We start from the raw sequence: 23,704 nt of genomic DNA, 5'->3' as shown, positions 1-23,704 counted from the left end.
ATTAACTAATTAATTCTTTAACTCTTAAACTTGATTGAATTATCTGTCTATTAATAGCGTTTAGATATGCTTTTGCCGAAGCTTCCAAGACATCTTGCGCTGCATCACGGCCAGTAACTTTTTGGTCATTGTACGTTAAGTTTACAACCGCTTCACCTAATGCATCACGACCCTTACCTACAGAAGTTACACGGTAGTCTAAAATCTCGACCTTAGAATTAATCAGTAATTCCAAAGTATTGAAGATTGCTTCAACAGAACCCGAACCAGTTGAAGCTACTGTTACTTCTTCACCATCTGGTTGAATTACTTGCACCGTTGCAGTTGGAATGTTCTCAGTACCATATTGAACTTGAACGCTTTTTAGCTCATATACTGGTATTTCTTCATGTTGGATTTGTTGATCTGTTAGTAATGTTAATAAATCTTCTTCAGTAATTTCCTTCTTACGATCAGCTAACTTTTTAAATTCCGCGAATGCGCGATTAATTTTATCGTCGCTTAAGTCAAAGCCCATCGTTTCAGCACGGTCTTTGAAGGCGTGTCTTCCGGAGTGTTTACCTAATACGAGAGGAACCGCACTTTCTCCAATTAAAGCTGGTGTAATAATTTCATATGTTTCAGGATTCTTTAACATACCGTCTTGATGAATACCTGATTCATGAGCGAAGGCATTCTTACCTACGATTGCTTTATTTGGTTGAATAACGACACCTGTAAGTTTACTGACGAGTTGACTCGTACGTTTAATTTCTTGCAAGTTAATGCCAGTTTCGATTCCGTAAATGTCTTTACGGATGTGCATTGCAACAGCTATTTCTTCTAATGCTGCATTCCCAGCACGTTCACCGATTCCATTAATTGTACCTTCAACTTGATTGGCGCCATTTTCAATTGCTGCGATTGAGTTTGCAACGGCCATGCCTAAATCATCATGACAGTGAGCGGAGAAGTTGACTTTGTCACTACCTGTGACATTTTCTCTTAGAAATTTAAATAGTGCACCATATTCGGCAGGGCTTGCATAACCTACTGTATCTGGAATGTTAATAGTAGTTGCACCAGCTTTAATTACCTCATTAATAATGCGTACAAGGAATTCACGGTCAGAGCGGAAAGCGTCTTCTGCAGACCATTGAACTAGTGGAAATATATTTTTTGCATATTTGACAGCTTCTACGGCTGCTTCTACAACTTGATCTGGTGTTTTATTAAGTTTATATTGCATATGGATCGGACTTGTAGCAAGGAATACATGAATATGTGGTTGTTCCGCTTTTTTTAGAGCGTCCCAAGTAATATCAATATCCTTTTTAATTGCTCTTGCAAGACCTGTAACGATTGAGTTTTTAACTGTACCTGCAATACGTTGTACAGCTTCGAAATCGCCAGGGGATGAAGCAGGAAAACCTGCTTCAATAATAGATGCCCCAAAGCGTTCTAGCTGTTTCGCAATTTCAAGCTTCTCAGCGGTATTTAGGTTAATACCCGCTGATTGCTCGCCATCACGAAGTGTAGTATCAAAAATTTCAATTTTGCGCACTATGAACCACTTCTTTCTCAATCTTTTTACCGTTATTTACGAAAGGCATCATTTCACGAAGTTTATCTCCAACTACTTCGATTTGGTGCTCAGATTCTGCTTTTTTAATAGCATTGTATTTAGGACGGTTTGTTTCGTTTTCGTTAATCCATTCTTTTGCGAATTTACCTTCTTGGATATCTGTTAAAACGTCTTTCATGCGTTCTTTTACAGATGCATCAATTACGCGTGGACCAGATACAAAATCTCCCCATTCTGCTGTATCTGAGATTGAGTAGCGCATGTTAGCTAGACCGCCTTCATACATCAAGTCAACGATAAGTTTTAGTTCATGCATACATTCGAAGTAAGCGATTTCTGGTTGGTAACCTGCTTCTACTAAAGTTTCGAAACCTGCTTTTACTAGAGCTGTTGTACCACCACAAAGAACTGCTTGCTCCCCGAATAGATCTGTTTCTGTTTCTTCTTTGAAAGTAGTTTCGATTACACCAGCACGTGCTGCACCGATACCTTTTGCATAAGCTAGTGCTAAATCTTTTGCGTTTCCAGTTGCATCTTGGAAAATACCGAACAATGCTGGTACTCCTGCGCCAGCTTCGTATGTGCGGCGTACTAAGTGTCCTGGTCCTTTAGGAGCTACTAAGAATACGTCTACATCAGCTGGTGGTACGATTTGGCCAAAGTGTACATTGAAACCATGTGCAAATACTAGTGAATTTCCAGCTTGTAATCCTGGTGCGATTTCTTCTTCATAAACAGCTTTTTGGCGTTCGTCTGGAAGTAAGATCATGATAACGTCTGCTTCTGCAGCTGCTTCTTTTACAGTTTTAACTTTTAAGCCATCTTGCTCTGCTTTATCGAAAGATTTTCCTAGACGGATACCAACTGTAACGTCGAAGCCTGATTCATTTAGGTTTTGAGCATGTGCATGACCTTGTGAACCGTAACCGATTACTGCGATTTTTTTACCTTGTAAAGTTGCCTCGTTGATATCATTGTTATAGTACATTTTTGCCATTTTAAATTCCCCCTGATTGGTTTAGTAGTTTTTTGAAAATCTTTTTATTGTAAAATCGAAAGTTGCGCTGTTGGTTTTACTTGTGCATCACGTACAAATGCTGTTACACCAGTACGTGTCAGCTCTTTTATACCATATGGTTGGATCAACTCAATGAATGCGTCAATTTTTTCTGGGTTACCGACGATTTGATAAGTTACAACATTTTTACCCATATCGATGATAGAACCACGGAAAGGTTCAACAATTGAGTTAATCTCCATGCGCAAATTCGGTGGAGCAACAATTTTAATTAGTGCAAGCTCACGTATAACTATTGATTTGTCAGTGATATCATTTACTTTGATCACATCAATTTGTTTTGAAAGCTGTTTGACCAATTGTTCAATTTTGTTTTCATCTTCTACATGTACGATGAAAGTCATTTTAGAGATATCCGGCTGTTCTGTGTGACCAACCGTGATACTTTCGATGTTAAACTGCCTTTTCATGAGTAGACCTGTAACGCGATTTAAAACCCCACTTTGGTTAATCACAGTTACTGTAATAACTCTTTTCATCCTTTTTTCACCCCAATCATTTCATCTAGTCCTTTCCCAGGTGCTACCATTGGATTAACAACTTCAAGTTGTTTTACACGACAATCGATTAGTACTGGTTCATCTGACAATAGTGCTTCAGTCAGTATATCTTCAGCCTCATGGATTGTATTAATGCGGTAACCCTTCACACCGTAAGCTTCAGCTAGTTTCACGAAATCTGGCTGAACTGGCATTAAAGAAGATGAATAACGCTCTTCATAGAACGTTTCTTGCCATTGACGAACCATCCCTAAACAGCTGTTATTTAAAATAACAATTTTCACTGGTAAGTTAAATTCTTTCAATAAAGCAAGTTCTTGAGATGTCATTTGGAAGCCTGCATCACCTACAATAGAGATTACTCTTTGATCAGGCTTAGCAAATTGTGCTCCAATTGCAGCTGGGAAACCAAAGCCCATTGTTCCAAGTCCGCCAGACGTTACCCAATTATGGTCGGTTTTAAATTTGTAGTATTGTGCTGTCCACATTTGGTGTTGCCCTACATCTGTTGTAACGATTGCTTCACCATTTGTAATACGATTAATCAGCTCCACAGCTTGTTGCGGATAAACTGTATCTGGCTCTTTTGCGTCATACCATAATGGGTATTCCGCTAAGCATTCATCCAAATACTCGTGCCACAGCACCGTATCAGGTGTTTCAATCTCTTGTTTCAATAGTGCTTTTAATGCTTCTTTTGCATCTGCAACAATTGGAATATCAGTTGGAACGTTTTTGCCAATTTCGGCTGGGTCAATATCGATATGAATTATTTTCGCTTTTTGAGCGAATTTGCTTAGATCTCCTGTAAGACGGTCATCGAAGCGGGCCCCAATATTGATAAGTAAATCACAGTTACTAATCGCCATATTAGACGTAAATGTACCGTGCATACCTGCCATTCCTAGGAAAAGCTCGTGTTCACCGTTAATACTGCCAAGTCCAAGCAAAGTATTAGTTACCGGAATATTGTGTTTTTCAGCAAATTCAGTTAATTCAACTGATGCATCTGCAGCTAGAATTCCAGCACCCGCTAAGATCAAAGGTTGTTTTGCTTCACCGATTGCTTGCACAGCTTTTTGGATTTGCAAAAAGTTCGGATGCAATGTCGGCTGATAGCCTGGTAAATTAATCGGTGCATTATCATCTACTTCTGATTCAAAGATCGTGTTTGCGATATCTTTTGGAATATCAACTAGTACTGGTCCTTTACGACCAGTTGAAGCAATGTGGAATGCTTCCTTTACGATTCTTGGAATATCATTAATGTTCTTCACTTGATAATTATGCTTTGTAATCGGTTGTGTAATGCCAACAATATCAGCTTCTTGGAAAGCATCAGTCCCAACGACTGTTGTTGCAACCTGACCTGTAAATACCACAAGTGGAAGAGAATCCATCATCGCATCTGTAATACCTGTAACAAGGTTGGTAGCTCCCGGTCCAGATGTAGCAATAACTACGCCTGCTTTGCCTGATACACGAGCATAACCTTCTGCAGCGTGAATTGCTCCCTGCTCATGTCTGGCGAGTATATGTTTAATCGGGTCTTTGTATAGTGCGTCATATAATGGTAAGACAGCACCACCTGGATATCCGAAAATAATTTCAACATTTTGTTTCTTTAACGATTCGATGAATAATGCAGCACCATTTTGTTGCTTTTTAATTACTTGCTTGGCCTCTTCCGGTGCTGATTCTCTACTCTTTACTGGAACTTGTGCATTCATCATATAACTCCTCCCTAAATTTTTATATAAAAAAAGCCCATTTCTCCGCACGCAAAGAAAACCTTTACGTAGGGATGAAAATAAGCTTTTCATGGTACCACCCTTGTTCATAGTCAAAAGACTACCTCTTGAATAGACGAATCTATTCTTTATCTAACGAGCGCAATTGGTTGCGCCCGGGGTTACCTAATTACTTACGTGTTTAGCAACCCACTCCGAGGGGATGTCGGATATAGTTGTATTACCGGCTCCCAGCACTACCGGCTCTCTGTGAATACTAAAATCTATAACCTTTAACCTCATCAACGATTTCAATATTTAATTGTCAAACTAAATTTTCATAACGCCACCAGTAGAAGCGCTCGTTACTAGTTTAGAATATCTTGCTAAATAACCTTTTTTAATTTTTGGTTCGAAAGGTTTTAAGTTTTGCTTTCTTTCAGCTAAAATTTCAGCGGAAACTTGTAATTCTATCGTACGGTTTGTTAGATCAATAGAGATTGTGTCACCATTCTCTACTAATGCAATCGGTCCACCATCAGCAGCTTCTGGAGAGATATGCCCTATTGAGATACCTCGTGATGCACCTGAGAAACGACCATCTGTTATAAGTGCTACCTCTTTCCCTAGACCACGCCCCATTATAGCTGAAGTTGGTGCAAGCATTTCAGGCATTCCTGGTCCGCCTTTAGGTCCTTCATAACGAATAACTACTACATGACCTGCTTGAACTGTTCCATTATCGATGTTTTCTTGAGCTTCCTCTTGAGAATCAAAGACAATAGCTTCACCTGTGAACTCCTTGATAGAAGGATCCACAGCACCTACTTTAATAACAGCCCCTTCAGGAGCAATGTTACCGAATAGTACTGATAAACCACCTACAGGACTATATGGATTATCTTTTGTTCGTATGACATCTGTATTTGTTATTTCATACCCTGCTACATCTTCAGCAATTGTTTTACCCGTGATAGTGATTCGATCTTTATGAATGGCCCCATCAATTTTACAAAGCTCATTGACGATTGCACTAACACCACCTGCAAGATGAACATCATGCATTGAATAATTTGAAGCTGGCATAATTTTCGATAAATATGGTACGCGTTCAGCAACCTTATTAATATCTTCTATGTTGTAATCAATTTCTGCCTCATGAGCGATTGCTAATGTATGTAAAACAGTATTAGTTGAACCTCCCATTGCCATATCAAGAGCAAAAGCATCATCGATTGTTTCTTTCGTAATGATATCGCGCGGTTTTACATCATCCTTAATCATTTGGACTAAATGTTTTGCAGCGTCTTTGATCAATTGATGTCGTGCATCAGACGTTGCTAAGATCGTACCGTTTCCTGGTAGAGCCATCCCTAGCATTTCCATAAGAGAGTTCATAGAGTTAGCAGTGAACATCCCTGAGCATGAACCGCAAGTAGGACACGCGTTATCTTCAATGTCCTTTAATTGCTCTGCAGTCATTTGACCACTTTTATAAGCACCTACGCCTTCAAATACAGATGTTAATGAAAGTTGCTCTCCTGTAGAAGAAACACCTGCTTCCATAGGGCCACCTGATACAAATACTGAAGGAACATTCGTACGAACTGCTGCCATCAACATGCCCGGTGTGATTTTGTCACAGTTTGGAATGTAGAATACACCATCAAACCAGTGTGCATTAATAACTGTTTCTGCAGAATCTGCTATTAGTTCACGGCTTGGTAATGAATAACGCATTCCGATATGCCCCATAGCAATCCCATCATCAACACCGATTGTATTGAATTCGAATGGAATCCCGCCAGCTTCTCGAATAGCTTCTTTTACAACTTCTGCAAACTTTTGAAGATGAACATGACCCGGAATAATATCAATATAAGAATTACAAACTCCTATAAATGGTTTATCTAAATCTTTTGTTTTAACACCTGTTGCATATAGTAAACTTCTATGTGGAGCCCGATCGACTCCCTTTTTTATCATGTCACTTCTCATTTTAAACGCCCCTCATTACACTACTGTAGTTTTTTCGTCGTATGCTTTCACGCCATCTTGTTCAACGATTGCACGGAAACCTTCTAAAATGTCATTTGTCACTTTACCAGGTGTACCGTCGCCAATGACTCGGCCGTCTACCTTCACTACAGCGATTACTTCAACAGCTGTACCTGTTAAAAATACTTCATCAGCTACATATACATCATGTCTAGTAAACACACCTTCAATTGCTTCGTACCCTTTATTAGCAGCAACTTCTAAGATCGCATTACGCGTAATCCCTTCTAAAGCACCGATATAACCTGGAGGTGTGATTAATTTATTGTCTTTAATGATAAAGATATTATCGCTTGAACCTTCAGCCACATAACCTTCACCATTCATCATTAACGCTTCAGAAACACCTGCTAAGTTAGCTTCTATTTTAACTAAAATATTATTTAAATAGTTTAATGTTTTCGTTTTTGGACTTAATACATCAGAACGGTTACGACGGCTTGAAGCTGAAACAATCTCAATACCAGTTTCGTAAAGCTCTGCTGGGAATAAAGCTAGTGGCTCAGCGATTACAATTACGCTTGCTTGTTTACAACTTCTAGGATCTATTCCTAAGTTTCCTACGCCACGTGAAACGATTAAACGGATATAAGCACTTTGTAGAGAATTTACTTTAATTGTTTCTTTCACTACTTCAGTCATTTCTTCGATTGTGTATGGAATTTCTAGTAAAATGGATTTTGCTGATTCATAGAGTCTTACTAAGTGTTCTTCTAAACGAAAGATATTTCCGTTATATGAACGAATACCTTCAAACACTCCGTCACCATATAAAAAGCCGTGATCGTAAACTGATACTTTCGCATCTTCCTTCTTAACAAAATCTCCATCAAGATAAATTAACTGGTTTCCCATACCTATCACTCTTTCTTTAAATAACATAGTCACGTTTTTGAATGTTGTCTCAAACGTTTTTTTAAATTGTTGCTATCATAGTACGTATTTGAACCCACGTCAACCTTATTTTTTGAATTGTTTATCAATTTAAAATATTTAATTATTCGTGTATGCGTTTTCATTCCCTTTTAGTTTGCTTTTTGCTGAATTATGAACAATTTTTAAATTTTTAGAAAAGTTTTTAAATTGTATTAATTTAGATATTAAAATAGCCCCATCCCATTGTTATGTTACGAATGGAATGGAGCTAGGAAGGTGTTACATTATTAGACTTTCGCACTCTACTTTTGTAAATAACGTCTTAAAATAAGCTGTCATGAAAACGTTATTTGGATCATATTTGTCACGTTGATTTAAAAATTTCGGCAAATTCGGATATAATTCTAGCATTCTTTCTGAAGTTAATGCGTTCACTTTTCCGAAATGAGGTCGACCGTTATACTTCGTCATTAGATGTTGTACCCATCTAAAATAAGGCTTCTCATCCATTCCCTTATACATATGGAATGCTAAAAATGCTGATTCTACTCCTCCTGTTGGACTTAAATAGCCCATCTCACCTGCCGCCGTTCTGCATTCAATCGGAAAATGTACACGGAATGGATGTGATAGTAACGTATAATGGATCTCTTCCATACATGCTTCAAAGTGTTCTAATGGTATCGCATATTCACTTTCTAAAAACTTAACATGACGGGGTGTTGGGAAAATCTCGTAACTAAGTCCAGTTTTTACACCGTTTGGCACACTAGAAGCAGAAATTTTACTGACGAGCGCAGTTCTTTTTGGTTGTTTTCGGCACAGCTCTGACATCAAATAAAACAAACCATTTTCTACAAATTGAGTTTTAACACTTTCAATAACTTTTGATGATTTCGATTGTTCAATTATTGGTATCATGTTCATCATCTTCACTTGTACTTTCTCACTGCCAGGGAAGTAAAACCATTCTAAATGGCGATTCTCTCGTATCAATTGTGACCAATCCTGTAATGCCACTGGTAAAATAGATTGTGTTGAAATACATTTCAAGCTATATAATGGAATAGTTTGAAGTGTAACTTGAACAAGAACCCCTAACAATCCTAGTGATAGATGTAAGGAATTCGACAATTCATCATCTGCCCTTTTATGTTCATGATATTCTCCTAGGCCGTCTACAAAACCCCATGCAATCACTTGATTTGAAATGGATCCAAGTGTGATACCTGTACCGTGTGTTCCAGTTGAAACAGCTCCTGCTATCGTTTGCTCCTGAATATCCCCCATATTCTGAAGCGCTAGTCCATATTCCTTTAGCATCGGCCCTATTTCATATAAATAGGTACCTGCCCATAAAGTTACTTCTCCTGATGCCTGATCGACATTGATTAATCCTCGCATATTGTGTAGAGATACCGCTATATCATCAGGCATTGCTACAGGGCTAAAGGAATGTCCAGCACCGGTTACTCGAAGCGTTTGCCCATTTTCACTCACCTTTTTTATTATTTGCGATAGATGTTCAGTAGAAAGTGGCAATAAGGATCTAGATGGTTTACTGACCACGTTGCCTGACCAATTTGTCCATTCTTTTTGATCAATCCAATCTTTTACAGAAAACATTTCCCGTCCCCCCTATAAGTTGCAAAACTATCAATATATTGATCTTTTCGTTTCGCTTCCAGACGAAGAAAGCGCTCACATAACTCTCCTGCCTTAGCATGACGAAAATAGACCTTATCCCCAATATTTATTTGATGACCACTTTGTGTATGAAGAGGCGTTTGCACCTCACCTGCACCTTCCAAATCAAAAAAATTATAATTTTCTGCATCATAAGGCATTGGTTGTTTGTCCTTGCCTATAGCACCAGAAGCAATATATCCTCCTCCATGACAAACAACGATATTCGGAGCAGGATTTCTCGTGACACGTAACGCAAAACCTGCTGCTGGCTTTAAATTCAACGTATGATAATGATCAAAAAGTGCAGGTGCAAAAAATGCAGATCCTACTGTCACCTCTGTCACTTCTTCTTGAGCTGCTGTGTATTGTAAACTCCCTGAACCCCCACCATTAACAATTTCTATCGTCGAAAAACGTTTCAATAACTCCTCAACAGCTTGTTTTCGAAAAACTGCCAACTTTTTCTTCGAGTTATTTTTCAAAAATCGGATCATCGGTGCTTGCCATTTTTGTAATGGTTTATCGATTACTCCAGCAATTTGCGCCTCATAGCCCATCAAGCCCTTCACTACAATATTCGGAAAATTTGATGTTTGAGAAAGGAATTGTGTTAATAGTGGTAAAGAATGTAACGATGAACGCCTTGTCCCAAAGTAAATAAAGGGAGTTTTCATTGAAAGATTGATATCGATACAAATATGTAAAGATGTGTCGTATTCACTTGCAATGTCTTGCAAAAATTGAATTTGTCTCACATCATCTACCATAAAGGTAATGTCCTTTCCATCTTTCACGTACGTTACTAGCTTTCTAGTACTCGTCGGTTCTAATACGGGATAGCCAATAAGAAAATGATCAAACCCCTCATTTATCAGATACAACGTCTCTTCAGCAGTAAATGTCATCCATCCTGAAAAAGTTTGTACCTTTGAAGCAATATAAGTAAGAAGATCTTTCGAGCGAATCGATTTTGTTGCAATTCGAATGTTTTTTCCGTTTGAATGTTGATTGATAAAATTGATATTTGCATCAAGTGCATCTAAATCAATCCACGCAAATGGACACTCCAAATGTTCAAAGGCACGATCAAACGTTGACATTGCCTCACACCCTATCTATATATTAAAAACAAAAATGCCCCTTTAGCGAGAAACCCATCTAATAATGATGTTTTACTTTTCCTGCTAAAAGGACATTTGAATAATCATAATCATTTTCAACTTGACAGCGACTAACGAATCTCCCATAAATCTACAGTAAGATTTAAGAAGAAAATTGTGTGTACTAGCACAAATACTAATCCTTGTTTATTAAATTTCTTCTTTAAGGTTTGATTCATAAGTACTTCCCCCTTCTTTTTCCATATTATAATCACAATCAACTTATTTTGCAAAAAATTCAAACTTATAAGTTTTATATGACAATTTCACTTCTCTATGTAATGATATATGTAAAGACATATTTGGAGGTCATTATAATATGAATAAAGCTTTACTTGTAATCGATTATACGAATGATTTTGTAGCAGATGATGGAGCTTTAACATGCGGAAAAGCTGGTCAAAAAATCGAACAAACCATTGCTTCACTAACAGAACAATTTATAAAAGATGGAGAGTTCATCGTTTTTTCTTGTGATCTACACGAAGAAAATGATGAATATCATCCAGAGTCTAAACTGTTCCCTCCTCATAATATTCGAGATACTGAAGGAAGAGAACTATTTGGTTCATTACAAAATATTTTTAAAGATCATCAAGATCAAAATAACATTCTATGGATGGATAAAACACGCTACAGCTCATTTGCTGGTACAAACTTAGATCAACTTTTAGCTGAAAGAGGCATTCGAGAAATTCACTTAGTCGGTGTTTGCACGGACATTTGTGTACTACATACTGCTGTAGATGCATACAACAAAGGATTCAAAACTTATATCTACGAAAATGGTGTTGCAAGCTTTGACGAAAAAGGTCACAAATGGGCGTTAAACCACTTCAAAAACACACTTGGTGCAGAGGTAATCGCATTTAAATCATAAAAAAGGTTTAAAATCACTTCATTAGGGCTATACGAATAATATACATCTAAAGGAGTGATCATAATGAGTGTTATTTTATATTTAATTGTAGGTGGATTAATCGGCTGGATTGCTGGATTAATATTAGGTAAAGATATACCCGGAGGAATCATAGGTAATATGGTAGCTGGGATTTTAGGTTCTTGGCTTGGTGGGAAATTGCTTGGTTCATGGGGCTGGGAAGTTCAAGGCTTCTACGTTTTCCCTTCAATTATCGGTGGCGTAATTTTAGTCTTCGTCGCAAGTTTAATTTTAAGAGGCATGAACAAGTAATGTGCATTTGGAAAGGATAGATAAGGCAAAATATATTTGCCTTATCTATCCTTTTTGTATTTATTATCTTCTCTAATTGCAAATATTTTTCCAAGGATATTTTATAGATTGAACTTATCTTTAATTATTGCAGCAACTATTTCAGCACTCATATTTGTATTATTAATTTTTATGTAATGTTCCTTCTTGATTTCACCTGCCACTGAATTCAACCTATAATTTTCCATTGTTCTTCTTAAATCAGTTTCAGATTCCTCTATATTTCTTTTTGTTGGTTTATTTTGTAGTCTGTAAGGGCTTTTGTTTCGGTCAATTCTTTCTTCTAAATCCGCTTCTAATTCTACAAAGTAAACCACACCACCTTTAGATTCGAAAAGCTGACAGATTTCCTGTACGTAATCCCAGTCTGCTTTAAGATCAAAAGCCCACACGTAGGTGAATATCAAACCATACAGATTACTTTTAGATACTTCTTCGAATATTTCCTGTCGAAATAATTTTACTAATCTATTCCCTTCTTTAGTTCCGTATTCAAAAAAAGGATTAACCAATTCTATTGTCATATGATTATGAAAAAGTTTTAAGTCAGAAATTTTTTCTAATTCATACCCTACTGTCATTTTGCCAACTGCTTGTGGTCCGAATATCAGAACAAATTTCATAATTCACCTTCCCTTAGTTAATAGTCTGGAAAATACATCCCCTATTCTTTATAAAGCAACTTGGTACTTAATTTCTACAATCATAATACATTCAACATCCCCTAAATAAACCCTTTTAATTTATTCATCTATTTCAAATTCGCTAAATATCAGTAGTGTTCAGCGACTAATATCTTTTATACAAAAAAAGCACACCACTTTATAAACAGCGGTGTACTCTTTTTAGTTTATTTTTTAGAAGAGCTAATGATACTAGCTCTATTTTTTTGAAGCATCTAAAGCAATTTTACTATTAAAAACGAGCTCTTTTTTATGTTTATCATAGAGTTTGTAATAATAGAGTACATTCTCTACGTATTCGTCATCATGATTATAATGATATACAGCCTTTTTTATCTTACCATTTGCTGCGCCGCTAGCTGCCAAATAATTGGCAGCACTATAAATAGCATCTTCAATATTATATGGATCTGCTAGTCCGTCCCCATTTGCATCTACTCCATAACCACCATAACTATTAATGATTTTAGGATCAGTCAATTCCTTCTTTTGAATATTGCCTTTTCCAAGGTCTTTACAAGAAGGATGTTTCCAGCCAACAAAAGTACAAGGCATAAATTGCATATGACCTACAGCGCCAACAGGTGATTCTAGCGTTTTCATTGTCGAAAATCGTGTTTCGATGCGATGATGTGCCGCAAGTAACGTCCAAGGAATATTGTATTTTTTTGCTGCCTTCTGATAAATTGGAATATATTTATTTGGAATTTCGATATCAAATGCTGGAATATCTTTCATATCTTCAGCACCAAGTTTTTTAATAATCGGCAATTCTTTTAACTGCTGCCACATGATGATTGTCGTTGTATAAAGTGCAATCGATACCGGGATTAGTAAAATGATCAGCCAGAGCTTCAATTTCATATGTAATTGTTGCTTCTTTTTATTTACCATTTTCTAAACACCTATCATCACATTATTAAGGAATATTATCGACTATTGGATTGGTTTCTTTCTTGCAATAAAGAACGCTAAAACAAATGCGATAATCGCAAATGCAAAAGAACCTGAATATACGACACGAATACCATTAGCTATTATATCGACCAGTTGACCAATTTCTTCACTAGAAAATATATTTGTATCGAAATGACCATTTAAATTGATGTCACCTTTACCAAAGCTAGCAAGTTTTTCGCTTGTTGCTAGATTAAACAACATACCAAAAATTGCTGCCCCAACGGATTGACTAAATGTATTAATAAAGGAATTCAAGCCTATAGATGTACCAAGCTGGTCTTTATTAGCAGAAGTTTGTACAGCAATGATTAACATTGGTGCTATTAAGCCCATACCAACACCTAATAACCCTGTACCAACATAAACAAGTATCTCATTTGAGTCGGCAGATAAAGTGGTTAAGATAAATGTAGCTATTACTAACAACCCTGTACCGATTTGAATAATCGTCTTATTAGTTAGACGCCCTATTAAATTCCCACCTAATATTGCTCCTACTGTCCACATAACAGATAATGGCGTCAACATTAAACCGGCCTGCGTTGCATTCTTGCCAAAAACCGATTGAGCAAATATAGGCAAGTATGCCGAAATACTAATGACAATCGCCATTACAAATAGCGTTAAACCATTTACTATATTTAAGCGACGATTTCTAAATAAAGAAAGTGGTACAATTGGTTCTTCGGCTTTTAGCTCCACTCGAACAAATATCAATAGTGCAATAGCTGCTACTGCATATAAAATAATCGATTTAGAGCCAAACCAATTTTGTGTATTGCTTCCCTCAATAATTGTATAGAGTAATGCAACCATCCCAATTGAGAAAAATAGCGCTCCAGCATAATCGATTTTACGCTTCGCTGTTTGTACTTCTTCCTCGTAGTATTTCGCAATCATGAAAATAGATCCTAAACCAAACGGTATATTTAATAAGAAAATATAATGCCAAGTTAATTGGTCAACAATAAATCCACCAACAAGTGGTCCTATTACACCCGATACGCCCCAGACCATACTAATCCAACCTTGGCCTTTTGCACGTTTTTTCTCAGTATCAAATAGTTCTCCGACAATCGTTAATGTAATCGGTAAAATCGAACCTGCACCAATCCCTTGAATTGCACGGAATACGATTAACTGCTCCATCGATTGTGCTAGACCACATAATAATGAGCCTAATAAGAAAATAGATATCCCGATAATGATCATCTTTTTTCGACCAAATAAGTCTGCTAATTTACCGAAAATAATCGTCGCAATAGCTGATGTTAGTAAATAAGCTGAGTAGATCCAGCTAATTAACTCAACACCTGACAAATCCGTAGTAATGCTTGGAATTGCCGTTGCCACAATCGTTCCTTCAATCGCTGCTAGTGCCGTTGCAAGTAATACGGCGATAAATACTTTATTCATATAAAACCTCAATTCTAAAAATGTAATACAGTCATACTAAACAAAATATTATAACACGAAATCAAAGAATTACCTATATGAGTAATTTTTCGCTAGTTTATGACAAAGAGGTTTGATACTATAAAAAAATGGGTATTAGTATAAATGGACATAAGAACCATTTTAGCTTTAAATTTGTTACTCAATTATTTAGGAGGTACATATACATGTGGGAAGATTTTAAAAAGTTCGCCTTAAAAGGCAACGTAATAGATTTGGCTGTCGGGGTTGTAATCGGGGGTGCATTCGGTAAGATCGTAACTTCGTTAGTAAATGATATTATTACTCCGATTGTTTCTTTATTACTTGGCACAGTGTCATTCACTGATTTACATTACAAAGATATAAAATACGGTAATTTTATACAAAGTGCACTCGACTTCTTCATCATTGCTTTCTCAATTTTCATGTTCATTCGAATCATTTCTAAATTGAGTCTTAAGAAGAAAAAAGAAGAAGTTGTTGTTGAAGCACCACCAGCACCTACTACTGAAGAATTATTAAAAGATATTCGCGATTTATTAAAAGACAAGCAAGCATAACATAGAAAACAAAAACGAGCGATTCTATAGAATCGCTCGTTTTATTATTTACCATCTTCAATTAATGTTTCCATATCGATAGTAATTGTATCGAAAGGTACATCTTGATAACCACTATAAGTTTTTACAATAACACCATTTTGGTCAACTAGGAAGAAAGTTGATTGATGCGTAACTTGATCTGTGTTATCAGTTTTTTTGACAAATGCTTTAAATGATTCAGCTGCAAAGCTTTCAATTTCTTTTTGTGAATACCCTGTTAATAGATCCCATTTTGAATCATCCGGTACTGGATAGTCCTTTAAATGGTCTTTTAATACTTTTGGTGAATCCGATTCAGGATCAACACTAAATCCAACTATTTTGTAGTCTTCTATCCCTTTGTCTTGGAAAGATTTTTGAATATCTATCATATTCATAGTCATTGGAGGGCATACAGTAGTACATTTCGTAAAGATGAACATGCCTAACCAAGGTTTACCTTTTAAAGAATCTAACGATACTTTTTCGTTATGCTGATTAGTATATTCAAAAGGTTTAATTTCGTAATTTACGTCCGCTTTAAATTTCCCATTGCCACATGCAGATAATACTAAGGCAATAATTAATAATAATGGCAATGTTAAATGTCTTTTTTTCATGGGTGATTCACTCCTTCATACAAACAATCTTAACGAATTGTATACAATAACACAAGAAGGCTGTAGTATTCGTTTAAGACAAATTTGTGAATGATTATGCTTTTAAAGAGACTAGCACATCATGAATCGATTCTAGTTTAGACTCTACACGGTGCATCAAGTAAAATGATACAACAATTGGAAAGCCCACTTCCTGTATAAACGTCAGCCATTGCTCCATCTCATTCCCCCCTTTACAAATAGAAAAGATTGCCCCATCAGCCTTGATGGCGGACGAGACAATCTCCTCTTTTTATGCTTGTACTAGATATTCCGTCACTTGGCGATCTACTATTTGCGCTCCTTTAATCGTTGCTACAGGCTCGCCGCGTACTAAAAATACTTCACTGTCGATTATTGCAACCATCGCATTACTAATTTCCTGTTCGGTCAGTGAGTCCTTTGGTGCATCGACGCTTAGTGTATAATTTTTGTCACTTGCAGTTTTAAATTGCAACTGTAATACTTTTGCCATTATCAATCCCTCCCTTTCAAAAATTAGTCACTCAGTACTTCTTGTAATTCATTAAACTCGACTTTACTCATAGTATTGCTTGTTAAACCTGCAATTACATTTGACACTGTTACTAGAGACTCTACTTGTACACCTTTTTTAATATTATTGTACGTTTTCTTCTTTTCTACTGGTTCTCCTTTATCATTTGTACCTACTACAAATGACAAGCGCAGTGTTGCGTTACTAAAATTGAAAGTTGCCATGTTGTTCACCCCCTTTCACTAATTAAATAGATATTTTTAAAAGAAAAGAAGACAACAGGTGAATTTTTTACAACTTCCTTTTATAATGGTATAAGAGTATAGAAGAGGTGAGAGTTTTGTTAACTGGCTGGTTTCTGTGGTTTATATTAATTTGGGTAGTTTTATTCATAGGCTTGATGGCAATTGGCGGATTCTTTATGTTCCGTAAATTCTTAAAAAGGATGCCTAAAGAAGATGGTAAATCTGCTATGGATTGGGAAGAACATTATGTTGGTGAGACAATCCATTTATGGGGTGACGACTCAAAAGCTTTATTAACTGAGCTTGTAAGTCCTGTTCCTGATTTATTTAGACCTGTTGCAAAGCAAAAAATAGCAGGCAAAATTGGAGAGCTGGCATTAGAAGAAAAAGCGTCATCTATTACATTTGATCTAATTATTAGAGGATATATCATCGCCTCACCTAAACGAGATCATAAATTTTTACGTAAAAAATTAAATCAAATGAAAATCGATACAACACCGTACGAACATCTTCTTGATTAAGTAATACATAAAAAGGCTCTTCTCCATTTCGCATAGAGAAGAACCTTTTTTATTTTGCATGCAATTGTTTTTCAAGCTTTTTATAACGAACTAACATCGCAATTCGCCATGGAACAATCATTGAAAATGCCAAAATCCAGAACATACCGCCAAGTTCACCTAAATGGAATGCACCACTTAGATAAATCTTTGCTATTGTTCGGATAATCAATAAACCCGCTAATATAAAGAAAAATGCTTTAGACGGCTTTAGATAGATGTCATCTTCAACAATATGAAATTTAGATGTCGCGATTAATACAGTTGAAAAAATAATTCCTACTATAATTGCTTCTAACACTTGTGGCCAAGGTACTCTGAAATATTCAAAACAAAACATTAATGCACCAGTAGACATGGCAATTGGTGGGATAATGATTTTCTTAGCACTAGCAGGTTTTTTAGCCGATTTAGCTCTCACTGTCATCGCCATAATCCCCATAAAGACAACAGCGACAGTTGAACCTATGACCATATATTGAGAAGGAATTGAACTCAACATAATAGACCCTCTCCTCACATAACTAATATTCCACTACTTTTACAATCGTAGACATTAAGCGTTGCTGATCAAAAGGTTTCGTAATAAAATCCTTAGCACCAAGCGAGAGTGCTTGTAAAATCATCTTTTGCTGTCCTAATGCACTAATTACAATAATTTTCGCATCAGGAAACTCTTCGATGATCACTTTTGTTGCATCTAAACCCGACATAACCGGCATTGTTACATCCATCGTTACAACATCTGGTAATAATTCGCGATACTTTTCAATTGCTTCCATACCATTAATCGCTTCGCCAACGACTTCATAACTTGAGTCCGCTAACATCGTTTTTATAGCATGACGCATGAACATCGTGTCATCTACTACTAATACCTTCGTCAAACACTCAACCCCTAATTTGAAACTAAAAATACTATACTACTAATAAGTGTAGTTAGCCAATTAAAATCCCATGAAATCTCCGAAAATTGGTTGCAATAGTCGAATAATCAGTGTCATTCCATCAAAATACAATAACACCCCAACGACTATCATTACATAACCGCCGACTTTAACGATTTTCTGACTATGATTTCGAATCCAACTTAATTTTGTCATAAAGAATGATAAAAGGAAAAATGGAATAGAGAAACCTAGACTATAGGTTAGTAAATACCAAATACCTGATCCAGGATTTGTACCCGCTAATGACAGAATACCACCTAAGATTGGTCCAGTACAGGGCGTCCACCCTGCAGCAAATGCTAAACCAATTAAGAAAGAACCAATAAATCCAGCTGGTCTATTTTTAAATTGGAATTTACGATCTTTCATTAAAAAGTCTGGTGTAAAGACGCCAATAATCATTAATCCAAAAATAACAATTAGTATCCCACCAACTTGACGAATCAATTCATCGTATCGGAAGAAAAACCCTGAAAGATAAGATGTAGCTAGCCCCAGAATAAGGAAGATACTTGTGAATCCTAGTAAGAAAAACAATGTGTGTAAAATAGCCGTTTTTTGGAGCATTCCTTTGTCATTCTTTAACTTATCAAATGACATACCTGTTATGTATGATAGAAATGCTGGATAAAGCGGCAACGTACATGGTGAGATAAAACTAAGAATACCTGCACCAAAAGCTAAAAAATAGTTAAAATCAGTATTCATATTTTGTTGTCGCTCCTTAAAGTTTCTGTACCCATCGTACCAAACTTTTCAAGAAATATCTTTTCTTTTGTCTGTGAATTTTTCATGACAAAATTATGCAATGATAATAGCGACAGTTATTTTTTAGCATATGCTTTTTAAATTTGAGATAAAACTTGTTTGATGGGGGGGGCTTTGGTGCTGCTTGGGGATCCTTTGGTGCTACTCGCGGTTCCTTTGGCGCTACTTGGGCTCTCTTTGGCGCTACTCGCGCTCTCTTTGGCGCTACTCGAGCTCCTTTTAGCGCTACTCACTCTCCCTTTAGCGCTACTCGGCCTCTTTAGCGCTACTCGCGCTCTCTTTGGCGCTACTCGCTCTCCCTTTAGTGCTACTCGCGCTTCTTTTGGCGCTACTCGCTCTCTTTGGCGCTACTCGGGCTTCCTTTAGCGTTACTCGCGCTCTTTGGCGCTACTCGCTCTCCTTTTGGCGCTACTCGCGCTTCTTTTAGCGTTACTGGCGCTCTTTAGCGCTACTCGCTCTTCCTTTAGCGTTACTCGCTCTCCCTTTGGCGCTACTCGAGCTCTCTTTGGCGTTACTCGAGCTCCCTTTAGCGTTACTCACTCTCCTTTTAACGCTACTCACTCTCCTTTTAGCGCTACTCGAGCTCCCTTTAACACTACTCCCCCTCTCTCCCACACCCCTAAAATCCCCTCCAACAAAAAAATCCCCCAAAAGCCGCTATCCAACAACGGCTTCCCGGAGATTCTCTCTTATCACTACCCTACTTCTTGAACTAATCCATTTTGTAACTGATACATTTTATGATACAAGCCATTTTTAGCTAATAACTCTTGATGTGTACCTCGCTCGACGATCTCACCGTGGTGGAGCACTAATATTTGCTCTGCATCTTGTATCGTACTTAGGCGGTGCGCAATAGCAATTGTTGTGCGACCTTGACGCATTTTGTCGAGACTGGCTTGAATGGCTACTTCCGTTTCCGTATCGATTGTTGCTGTTGCTTCATCTAAAACGAGCACTTTCGGGTTCGTTGCAATCGTTCTTGCAAAAGCAATGAGCTGGCGTTGCCCACTTGAGAATGTAGATCCGCGTTCAGATACTAAATGTTTATAGCCATTTGGCATGGATTCTATAAATTGATCTGCTTGCACAAACTCTGCCGCAGCCTTGACATCTTCTTCCGACATATTTTCATTAAAGAGTTTGATATTACTTTCAATATTCCCGTAAAACAAGAATGGATCTTGTAGTACTAAACCCATCTGCTGTCTCAATGTTTGTTTCGGGAAATTTTTAATCGACTGGCCATCTATTAAAATTTCTCCTCTCTCAAACTCGTAGAAGCGCATCAATAGGTTAATAATTGAACTTTTCCCGCTTCCAGTATGACCGACAAGTGCAACCGTCTCACCAGGTTTAACGGTAAATGAAATATCTTTCAACACATCAGTTTTACCGTCATAGGAAAATGTTACATTTTTGAATTCAATGTGGCCGTCTGACATATTCACCGAAGGATCATCTAACTGCTGTGGATCTAATTCTTTGTCGTCCAATAATGTAAAGACACGAGATGCAGAAACAATCGCTTGCTGGAAAATTGAAAGTCTTTGCATGACTTGGTTAATCGGTTCAAAAAAGCGATTAATATAGCTGACAAATGCATAAATGACACCGATTTCTACCGGTTCACTAAAGGATGTTATCCCAAAAAAGCTCAGCATTAAAATCAGACCAAACGCATAGACCAAGTCAATTACAGGTCTTAACAATAAACCATCTAGCTTAATACTACTCATTACTGCTTTATAGTGCTTTTCATTTATCTCGTCAAACTCATCTCGGAAACGTTTTTCCTGACGAAAAGCTTGCACAATTGACATACCAGATAATGATTCTGCTAGTTTGGCATTTAATTGGCTTAGTCGCTCACGCATATCCATATAATAAAAGGCACTATATTTTCTGTAGATATAGACAATACAGAATAGAATCGGCAATAAAATAACTGTTGCTAATGCCAATTTCCAGTTTAATGCAAACATCGCAATATATACTCCGATGACTAAAAAGCCGCTTTGTACGAAGCCAATTAACACACTAACGAACATTTCCATAATAGCTTCCGTATCATTCGTAACACGAGATACGATACTGCCCGCTGGTGTTTTGTCAAAATAGCGCATACCTAGCTTATGGACTTTCGAATAGACATCTATTCGTAGCTGCTGTATTACCTTTAGAGCTAGTACATTGAATCGAAGCATCTGTAAATAACTAATGACCGAATTCAATATTTGAATGCCAATGTATGTGGTAGCTAATATGACTAACGTATTTGTTGGAAAATGACGTGGTGTTAAATAATCATCCATAAATATTTTAATTAGCAATGGTCCTACGATATCTCCAAGAACAGTAATTAAGAGTAACATTAATGCAATTGCAATGGACTTTTTATGTGGTTTCAAATATGTAAGGAGTCGTTTTAATACATGCCACTGTTCCTTACCTGTTAGGGTGATTTTTTGTTCTTCATTCATGTTGACTCACCCCCTCTTCAACCTGTTGTTCTAGTTGTTGCAATTGATACATTTCGAAATAACGACCTTTCAGTGCCATTAGCTCGTCATGTGTACCCTTTTCTACAACTGCCCCTTCATGCAAAACGATGATGAGATGCGCATGAACAAGCGCACTTAGTCGGTGGGACGTAATAATTGTCGTAGCGTCTGTTCTAGCCTCTTTTAATGACTCTAAAATGGCTTCTTCTGTCTTAGCATCAACCGCTGATAAAGAGTCGTCTAAAATGAGCAGTTCTGGTTTCATTAACAACGCTCGTGCAATCGAAATACGCTGTTTTTGTCCTCCTGAAAGTGATACACCACGTTCACCGACAACAGTATTGTAACCTTCCGTAAAGCGCAATATATCATCATGAATCTGTGCAATTCGCGCTGCATTTGTCACTTCATCTTCACCAACATCAGGGTTTGTAAAAGCAATATTTTGATATAAGGATGCCGAGAATAAGAAATGCTCTTGTGGTACATAGCCAATTGCTTCGCGTAATTTTATTGCTTGGTAATCTCCTATAACATGGTCTCCGTAACGAATCTCCCCATCATAGCCGTCAAATTCACGCATTAATAATTTTAGTATCGCAGTTTTACCTGCCCCCGTTTTGCCGACAACACCGAGTGTTTCACCACGTTTCAGCGTGAACTGTACATCTTTTAATGCCGGTGTCTCATCACCAGGGAATGTAAATGAATTAATATTAAACTCGATATCTCCCTGTGGTCGTATGGATAAAGCATCTTCTTTATCTTCTACGTCCATTTTCTCAGCTAATAGATTTTGAATCCGGTCATATGACGCACTGCCTCGCTCCATAATGTTGAAAAGTAAACCAAATGCCAACATTGGCCAAACAAGCAGACCTAAGTACGATGTAAATGACACTAAATCGCCAAGGGTCATATCGCCAGCAACAACGAATTTAGCACCAAATATGATCGTTAAGAAAAATGATATACCTACGACAAGTGAAATTGTTGGATCAAATAGTGAATCCACCTTAGCCACTCGTGTATTTTTAGCAACAACTTCGTCAGATAAACGTTTAAAATCTGCGATATCCTCTTTATCTTGACCAAATGTCTTCATCACTTTGATACCAGTAATACTTTCCTGCGTTTTATCATTCAAGTCCGAAAACGCGGCTTGCGCATGATGAAAACGTGCATGTAAAAGTTTACCGTAATAATTCGTTGACAGCGCCATAAAGGGCATTGGAATTAAAGCGATTAGCGTTAGCTTCCAATCGATCGTAATGGCCATTGCCAAGATTACAAAGCCCCCTGTTGTAATAGAATCTACAAGGGTTAAAACACCATTCCCCGCTGTTTGCTGCACAGCTGAAACATCATTTGTTGCATGTGCCATTAAATCTCCTATACGACGCTTTTGATAAAAGGACGGTGCCATCGATGTAAAATGGTGAAATAATTTTGCCCGTAGCCTTTTAGCTAGTGTCATAGACGATCCGAAAATCATTATTCGCCAATAATAGCGAATCACATACATCAAAATTGCAGAAGCAGCTAATAGACTCAACCATTTAACAAGAGAGCCAACAGTTAAGCTGCCACCACCAATTTCATCAACGACTACACCTATAATTTTTGGCGGTACTAACTGTAACATTGCCACCATGATTAAGAGCGAAATTCCCACTAAGTATTGCTTCTTACGCTCTTTAAAGAACCAACCTAATTCAAAAAATACCTTCATCTCTATTCACCTTCTTTTCTTCACAAATATCAGTTTATCAAATATTCTGAAATGATTGAAGATAAAAAATAAAATAATTTCGTTTTACTAAATGTTTTTTATTTTTACGTTTAATTAAAATGAGCCAAAAAAAATAACCCTCTACGATTTATCAAATCCTAAAGGGTTTACTTATTGCTTTTATGTTATTTAGTTACTTCGATTGATAGTTAAAGTGCAAACCGACCCCATATCTAGGTA

At 37.1% G+C, this 23,704-nt stretch carries 24 protein-coding genes; 4 read left to right on the top strand and 20 right to left on the bottom strand.

Annotation, left to right across the window (positions count from 1 at the left end):
* Nucleotide 1 precedes the first annotated feature (1 nt).
* From MHH85_RS08685 to MHH85_RS08650, 8 genes are all read right to left on the bottom strand, one after another.
* On the bottom strand, nt 2–1,543 hold the full coding sequence (locus MHH85_RS08685; protein WP_340706708.1) for a 2-isopropylmalate synthase: 1,542 nt from the start codon (nt 1,541–1,543) through the stop codon (nt 2–4).
* Nucleotides 1,530–2,561, bottom strand: a complete 1,032-nt coding sequence (ilvC, locus tag MHH85_RS08680; protein ID WP_340706707.1) for a ketol-acid reductoisomerase — start codon at nt 2,559–2,561, stop codon at nt 1,530–1,532. Before ilvC ends, MHH85_RS08685 begins: the two co-directional genes overlap by 14 nt.
* Before the next feature lie 44 nt (nt 2,562–2,605).
* The gene (gene ilvN, locus MHH85_RS08675; RefSeq protein ID WP_100797133.1) at nt 2,606–3,121 is read right to left on the bottom strand and encodes an acetolactate synthase small subunit; all 516 of its coding nucleotides are present in this window, start codon (nt 3,119–3,121) and stop codon (nt 2,606–2,608) included.
* A complete protein-coding gene (gene ilvB / locus MHH85_RS08670) occupies nt 3,118–4,872 on the bottom strand; it encodes an acetolactate synthase large subunit (RefSeq protein ID WP_340708142.1) in 1,755 nt (584 codons plus the stop codon). Before ilvB ends, ilvN begins: the two co-directional genes overlap by 4 nt.
* A 330-nt stretch (nt 4,873–5,202) precedes the next feature.
* Nucleotides 5,203–6,870 carry a dihydroxy-acid dehydratase gene (gene ilvD, locus MHH85_RS08665; RefSeq protein WP_340706706.1) on the bottom strand — a complete coding sequence of 556 codons (1,668 nt, stop codon included), beginning with the start codon at nt 6,868–6,870 and terminating at the stop codon, nt 5,203–5,205.
* Between the two features lie 15 nt (nt 6,871–6,885).
* Nucleotides 6,886–7,785, bottom strand: a complete 900-nt coding sequence (gene ilvE / locus MHH85_RS08660) for a branched-chain-amino-acid transaminase (protein ID WP_053415482.1) — start codon at nt 7,783–7,785, stop codon at nt 6,886–6,888.
* A 300-nt stretch (nt 7,786–8,085) separates the two neighbouring features.
* A complete protein-coding gene (locus MHH85_RS08655) occupies nt 8,086–9,432 on the bottom strand; it encodes a D-arabinono-1,4-lactone oxidase (protein WP_340706705.1) in 1,347 nt (448 codons plus the stop codon).
* Nucleotides 9,420–10,595 (bottom strand): alanine racemase, encoded by a 1,176-nt coding sequence (locus MHH85_RS08650; RefSeq protein WP_340706704.1) that lies wholly within the window; start codon nt 10,593–10,595, stop codon nt 9,420–9,422. Before MHH85_RS08650 ends, MHH85_RS08655 begins: the two co-directional genes overlap by 13 nt.
* Nucleotides 10,596–10,974: 379 nt before the next feature.
* Between MHH85_RS08650 and MHH85_RS08645 the strand changes: the two genes are divergently transcribed.
* Both MHH85_RS08645 and MHH85_RS08640 read left to right on the top strand, forming a co-directional pair.
* Nucleotides 10,975–11,535 (top strand): cysteine hydrolase family protein, encoded by a 561-nt coding sequence (locus MHH85_RS08645; protein ID WP_340706703.1) that lies wholly within the window; start codon nt 10,975–10,977, stop codon nt 11,533–11,535.
* A gap of 63 nt (nt 11,536–11,598) precedes the next feature.
* Complete coding sequence (locus tag MHH85_RS08640) at nt 11,599–11,847, top strand: GlsB/YeaQ/YmgE family stress response membrane protein (RefSeq protein WP_193739724.1); 249 nt, start codon at nt 11,599–11,601, stop codon at nt 11,845–11,847.
* 101 nt (nt 11,848–11,948) lie between these two features.
* Here the strand turns inward: MHH85_RS08640 and MHH85_RS08635 are convergent, their stop codons facing one another.
* The 3 genes from MHH85_RS08635 to MHH85_RS08625 form a co-directional block, all read right to left on the bottom strand.
* Entirely contained in the window at nt 11,949–12,509 is a 561-nt protein-coding gene (locus tag MHH85_RS08635; RefSeq protein WP_340706702.1) for an AAA family ATPase, read from the bottom strand.
* Between the two features lie 258 nt (nt 12,510–12,767).
* Nucleotides 12,768–13,463, bottom strand: a complete 696-nt coding sequence (locus tag MHH85_RS08630; RefSeq protein ID WP_340706701.1) for a lytic transglycosylase domain-containing protein — start codon at nt 13,461–13,463, stop codon at nt 12,768–12,770.
* Nucleotides 13,464–13,505: 42 nt separating this feature from the next.
* Nucleotides 13,506–14,945, bottom strand: a complete 1,440-nt coding sequence (locus tag MHH85_RS08625; protein ID WP_340706700.1) for an MDR family MFS transporter — start codon at nt 14,943–14,945, stop codon at nt 13,506–13,508.
* 206 nt (nt 14,946–15,151) lie between these two features.
* On the opposite strand from MHH85_RS08625, the gene mscL reads away from it, so the two are divergent.
* Nucleotides 15,152–15,526 carry a large conductance mechanosensitive channel protein MscL gene (gene mscL / locus MHH85_RS08620; RefSeq protein WP_038182025.1) on the top strand — a complete coding sequence of 125 codons (375 nt, stop codon included), beginning with the start codon at nt 15,152–15,154 and terminating at the stop codon, nt 15,524–15,526.
* A gap of 44 nt (nt 15,527–15,570) precedes the next feature.
* Here mscL and MHH85_RS08615 read toward each other — a convergent pair whose 3' ends face one another.
* The 4 genes from MHH85_RS08615 to MHH85_RS08600 form a co-directional block, all read right to left on the bottom strand.
* Entirely contained in the window at nt 15,571–16,167 is a 597-nt protein-coding gene (locus tag MHH85_RS08615) for an SCO family protein (protein ID WP_340706699.1), read from the bottom strand.
* 94 nt (nt 16,168–16,261) lie between these two features.
* Nucleotides 16,262–16,387 (bottom strand): YvrJ family protein, encoded by a 126-nt coding sequence (locus tag MHH85_RS08610; RefSeq protein WP_083446074.1) that lies wholly within the window; start codon nt 16,385–16,387, stop codon nt 16,262–16,264.
* A 72-nt stretch (nt 16,388–16,459) separates the two neighbouring features.
* On the bottom strand, nt 16,460–16,681 hold the full coding sequence (locus MHH85_RS08605; RefSeq protein ID WP_340706698.1) for a DUF2922 domain-containing protein: 222 nt from the start codon (nt 16,679–16,681) through the stop codon (nt 16,460–16,462).
* 23 nt (nt 16,682–16,704) lie between these two features.
* On the bottom strand, nt 16,705–16,926 hold the full coding sequence (locus MHH85_RS08600; RefSeq protein ID WP_340706697.1) for a DUF1659 domain-containing protein: 222 nt from the start codon (nt 16,924–16,926) through the stop codon (nt 16,705–16,707).
* A 116-nt stretch (nt 16,927–17,042) separates the two neighbouring features.
* Between MHH85_RS08600 and MHH85_RS08595 the strand changes: the two genes are divergently transcribed.
* On the top strand, nt 17,043–17,471 hold the full coding sequence (locus MHH85_RS08595; RefSeq protein WP_053415494.1) for a DUF2621 domain-containing protein: 429 nt from the start codon (nt 17,043–17,045) through the stop codon (nt 17,469–17,471).
* A gap of 49 nt (nt 17,472–17,520) precedes the next feature.
* Here the strand turns inward: MHH85_RS08595 and MHH85_RS08590 are convergent, their stop codons facing one another.
* From MHH85_RS08590 to MHH85_RS08570, 5 genes are all read right to left on the bottom strand, one after another.
* A complete protein-coding gene (locus MHH85_RS08590; RefSeq protein WP_340706696.1) occupies nt 17,521–18,012 on the bottom strand; it encodes a CcdC family protein in 492 nt (163 codons plus the stop codon).
* A 22-nt stretch (nt 18,013–18,034) separates the two neighbouring features.
* Nucleotides 18,035–18,397, bottom strand: a complete 363-nt coding sequence (locus tag MHH85_RS08585) for a response regulator (RefSeq protein WP_340706695.1) — start codon at nt 18,395–18,397, stop codon at nt 18,035–18,037.
* A 60-nt stretch (nt 18,398–18,457) separates the two neighbouring features.
* Nucleotides 18,458–19,168 carry a cytochrome c biogenesis CcdA family protein gene (locus tag MHH85_RS08580; protein ID WP_193739734.1) on the bottom strand — a complete coding sequence of 237 codons (711 nt, stop codon included), beginning with the start codon at nt 19,166–19,168 and terminating at the stop codon, nt 18,458–18,460.
* A gap of 755 nt (nt 19,169–19,923) precedes the next feature.
* Nucleotides 19,924–21,711 carry an ABC transporter ATP-binding protein gene (locus MHH85_RS08575; protein WP_340706694.1) on the bottom strand — a complete coding sequence of 596 codons (1,788 nt, stop codon included), beginning with the start codon at nt 21,709–21,711 and terminating at the stop codon, nt 19,924–19,926.
* Entirely contained in the window at nt 21,704–23,464 is a 1,761-nt protein-coding gene (locus MHH85_RS08570; protein WP_053415500.1) for an ABC transporter transmembrane domain-containing protein, read from the bottom strand. Before MHH85_RS08570 ends, MHH85_RS08575 begins: the two co-directional genes overlap by 8 nt.
* Nucleotides 23,465–23,704 lie beyond the last annotated feature (240 nt).

The sequence above is a fragment of the Viridibacillus sp. FSL E2-0187 genome (assembly GCF_038006425.1).
Lineage (GTDB): Bacteria > Bacillota > Bacilli > Bacillales_A > Planococcaceae > Viridibacillus > Viridibacillus arvi.
Note: the sequence above shows the minus strand (reverse complement) of the source record. Positions and strands in the feature narration are given on the sequence as shown.

Coding starts and splice junctions, on each gene's coding strand:
- MHH85_RS08575 (WP_340706694.1), bottom strand. CDS start 21,711: ATGAATGAAGAACAAAAAATCACCCTAACAGGTAAGGAACAGTGGCAT.
- MHH85_RS08645 (WP_340706703.1), top strand. CDS start 10,975: ATGAATAAAGCTTTACTTGTAATCGATTATACGAATGATTTTGTAGCA.
- MHH85_RS08605 (WP_340706698.1), bottom strand. CDS start 16,681: ATGGCAAAAGTATTACAGTTGCAATTTAAAACTGCAAGTGACAAAAAT.
- MHH85_RS08570 (WP_053415500.1), bottom strand. CDS start 23,464: ATGAAGGTATTTTTTGAATTAGGTTGGTTCTTTAAAGAGCGTAAGAAG.
- ilvD (WP_340706706.1), bottom strand. CDS start 6,870: ATGAGAAGTGACATGATAAAAAAGGGAGTCGATCGGGCTCCACATAGA.
- MHH85_RS08630 (WP_340706701.1), bottom strand. CDS start 13,463: ATGGTAAATAAAAAGAAGCAACAATTACATATGAAATTGAAGCTCTGG.
- MHH85_RS08590 (WP_340706696.1), bottom strand. CDS start 18,012: ATGTTGAGTTCAATTCCTTCTCAATATATGGTCATAGGTTCAACTGTC.
- ilvB (WP_340708142.1), bottom strand. CDS start 4,872: ATGAATGCACAAGTTCCAGTAAAGAGTAGAGAATCAGCACCGGAAGAG.
- MHH85_RS08650 (WP_340706704.1), bottom strand. CDS start 10,595: ATGTCAACGTTTGATCGTGCCTTTGAACATTTGGAGTGTCCATTTGCG.
- ilvE (WP_053415482.1), bottom strand. CDS start 7,785: ATGGGAAACCAGTTAATTTATCTTGATGGAGATTTTGTTAAGAAGGAA.
- MHH85_RS08655 (WP_340706705.1), bottom strand. CDS start 9,432: ATGTTTTCTGTAAAAGATTGGATTGATCAAAAAGAATGGACAAATTGG.
- MHH85_RS08580 (WP_193739734.1), bottom strand. CDS start 19,168: ATGAATACTGATTTTAACTATTTTTTAGCTTTTGGTGCAGGTATTCTT.
- MHH85_RS08615 (WP_340706699.1), bottom strand. CDS start 16,167: ATGAAAAAAAGACATTTAACATTGCCATTATTATTAATTATTGCCTTA.
- MHH85_RS08610 (WP_083446074.1), bottom strand. CDS start 16,387: ATGGAGCAATGGCTGACGTTTATACAGGAAGTGGGCTTTCCAATTGTT.
- ilvN (WP_100797133.1), bottom strand. CDS start 3,121: ATGAAAAGAGTTATTACAGTAACTGTGATTAACCAAAGTGGGGTTTTA.
- ilvC (WP_340706707.1), bottom strand. CDS start 2,561: ATGGCAAAAATGTACTATAACAATGATATCAACGAGGCAACTTTACAA.
- MHH85_RS08635 (WP_340706702.1), bottom strand. CDS start 12,509: ATGAAATTTGTTCTGATATTCGGACCACAAGCAGTTGGCAAAATGACA.
- mscL (WP_038182025.1), top strand. CDS start 15,152: ATGTGGGAAGATTTTAAAAAGTTCGCCTTAAAAGGCAACGTAATAGAT.
- MHH85_RS08600 (WP_340706697.1), bottom strand. CDS start 16,926: ATGGCAACTTTCAATTTTAGTAACGCAACACTGCGCTTGTCATTTGTA.
- MHH85_RS08640 (WP_193739724.1), top strand. CDS start 11,599: ATGAGTGTTATTTTATATTTAATTGTAGGTGGATTAATCGGCTGGATT.
- MHH85_RS08625 (WP_340706700.1), bottom strand. CDS start 14,945: ATGAATAAAGTATTTATCGCCGTATTACTTGCAACGGCACTAGCAGCG.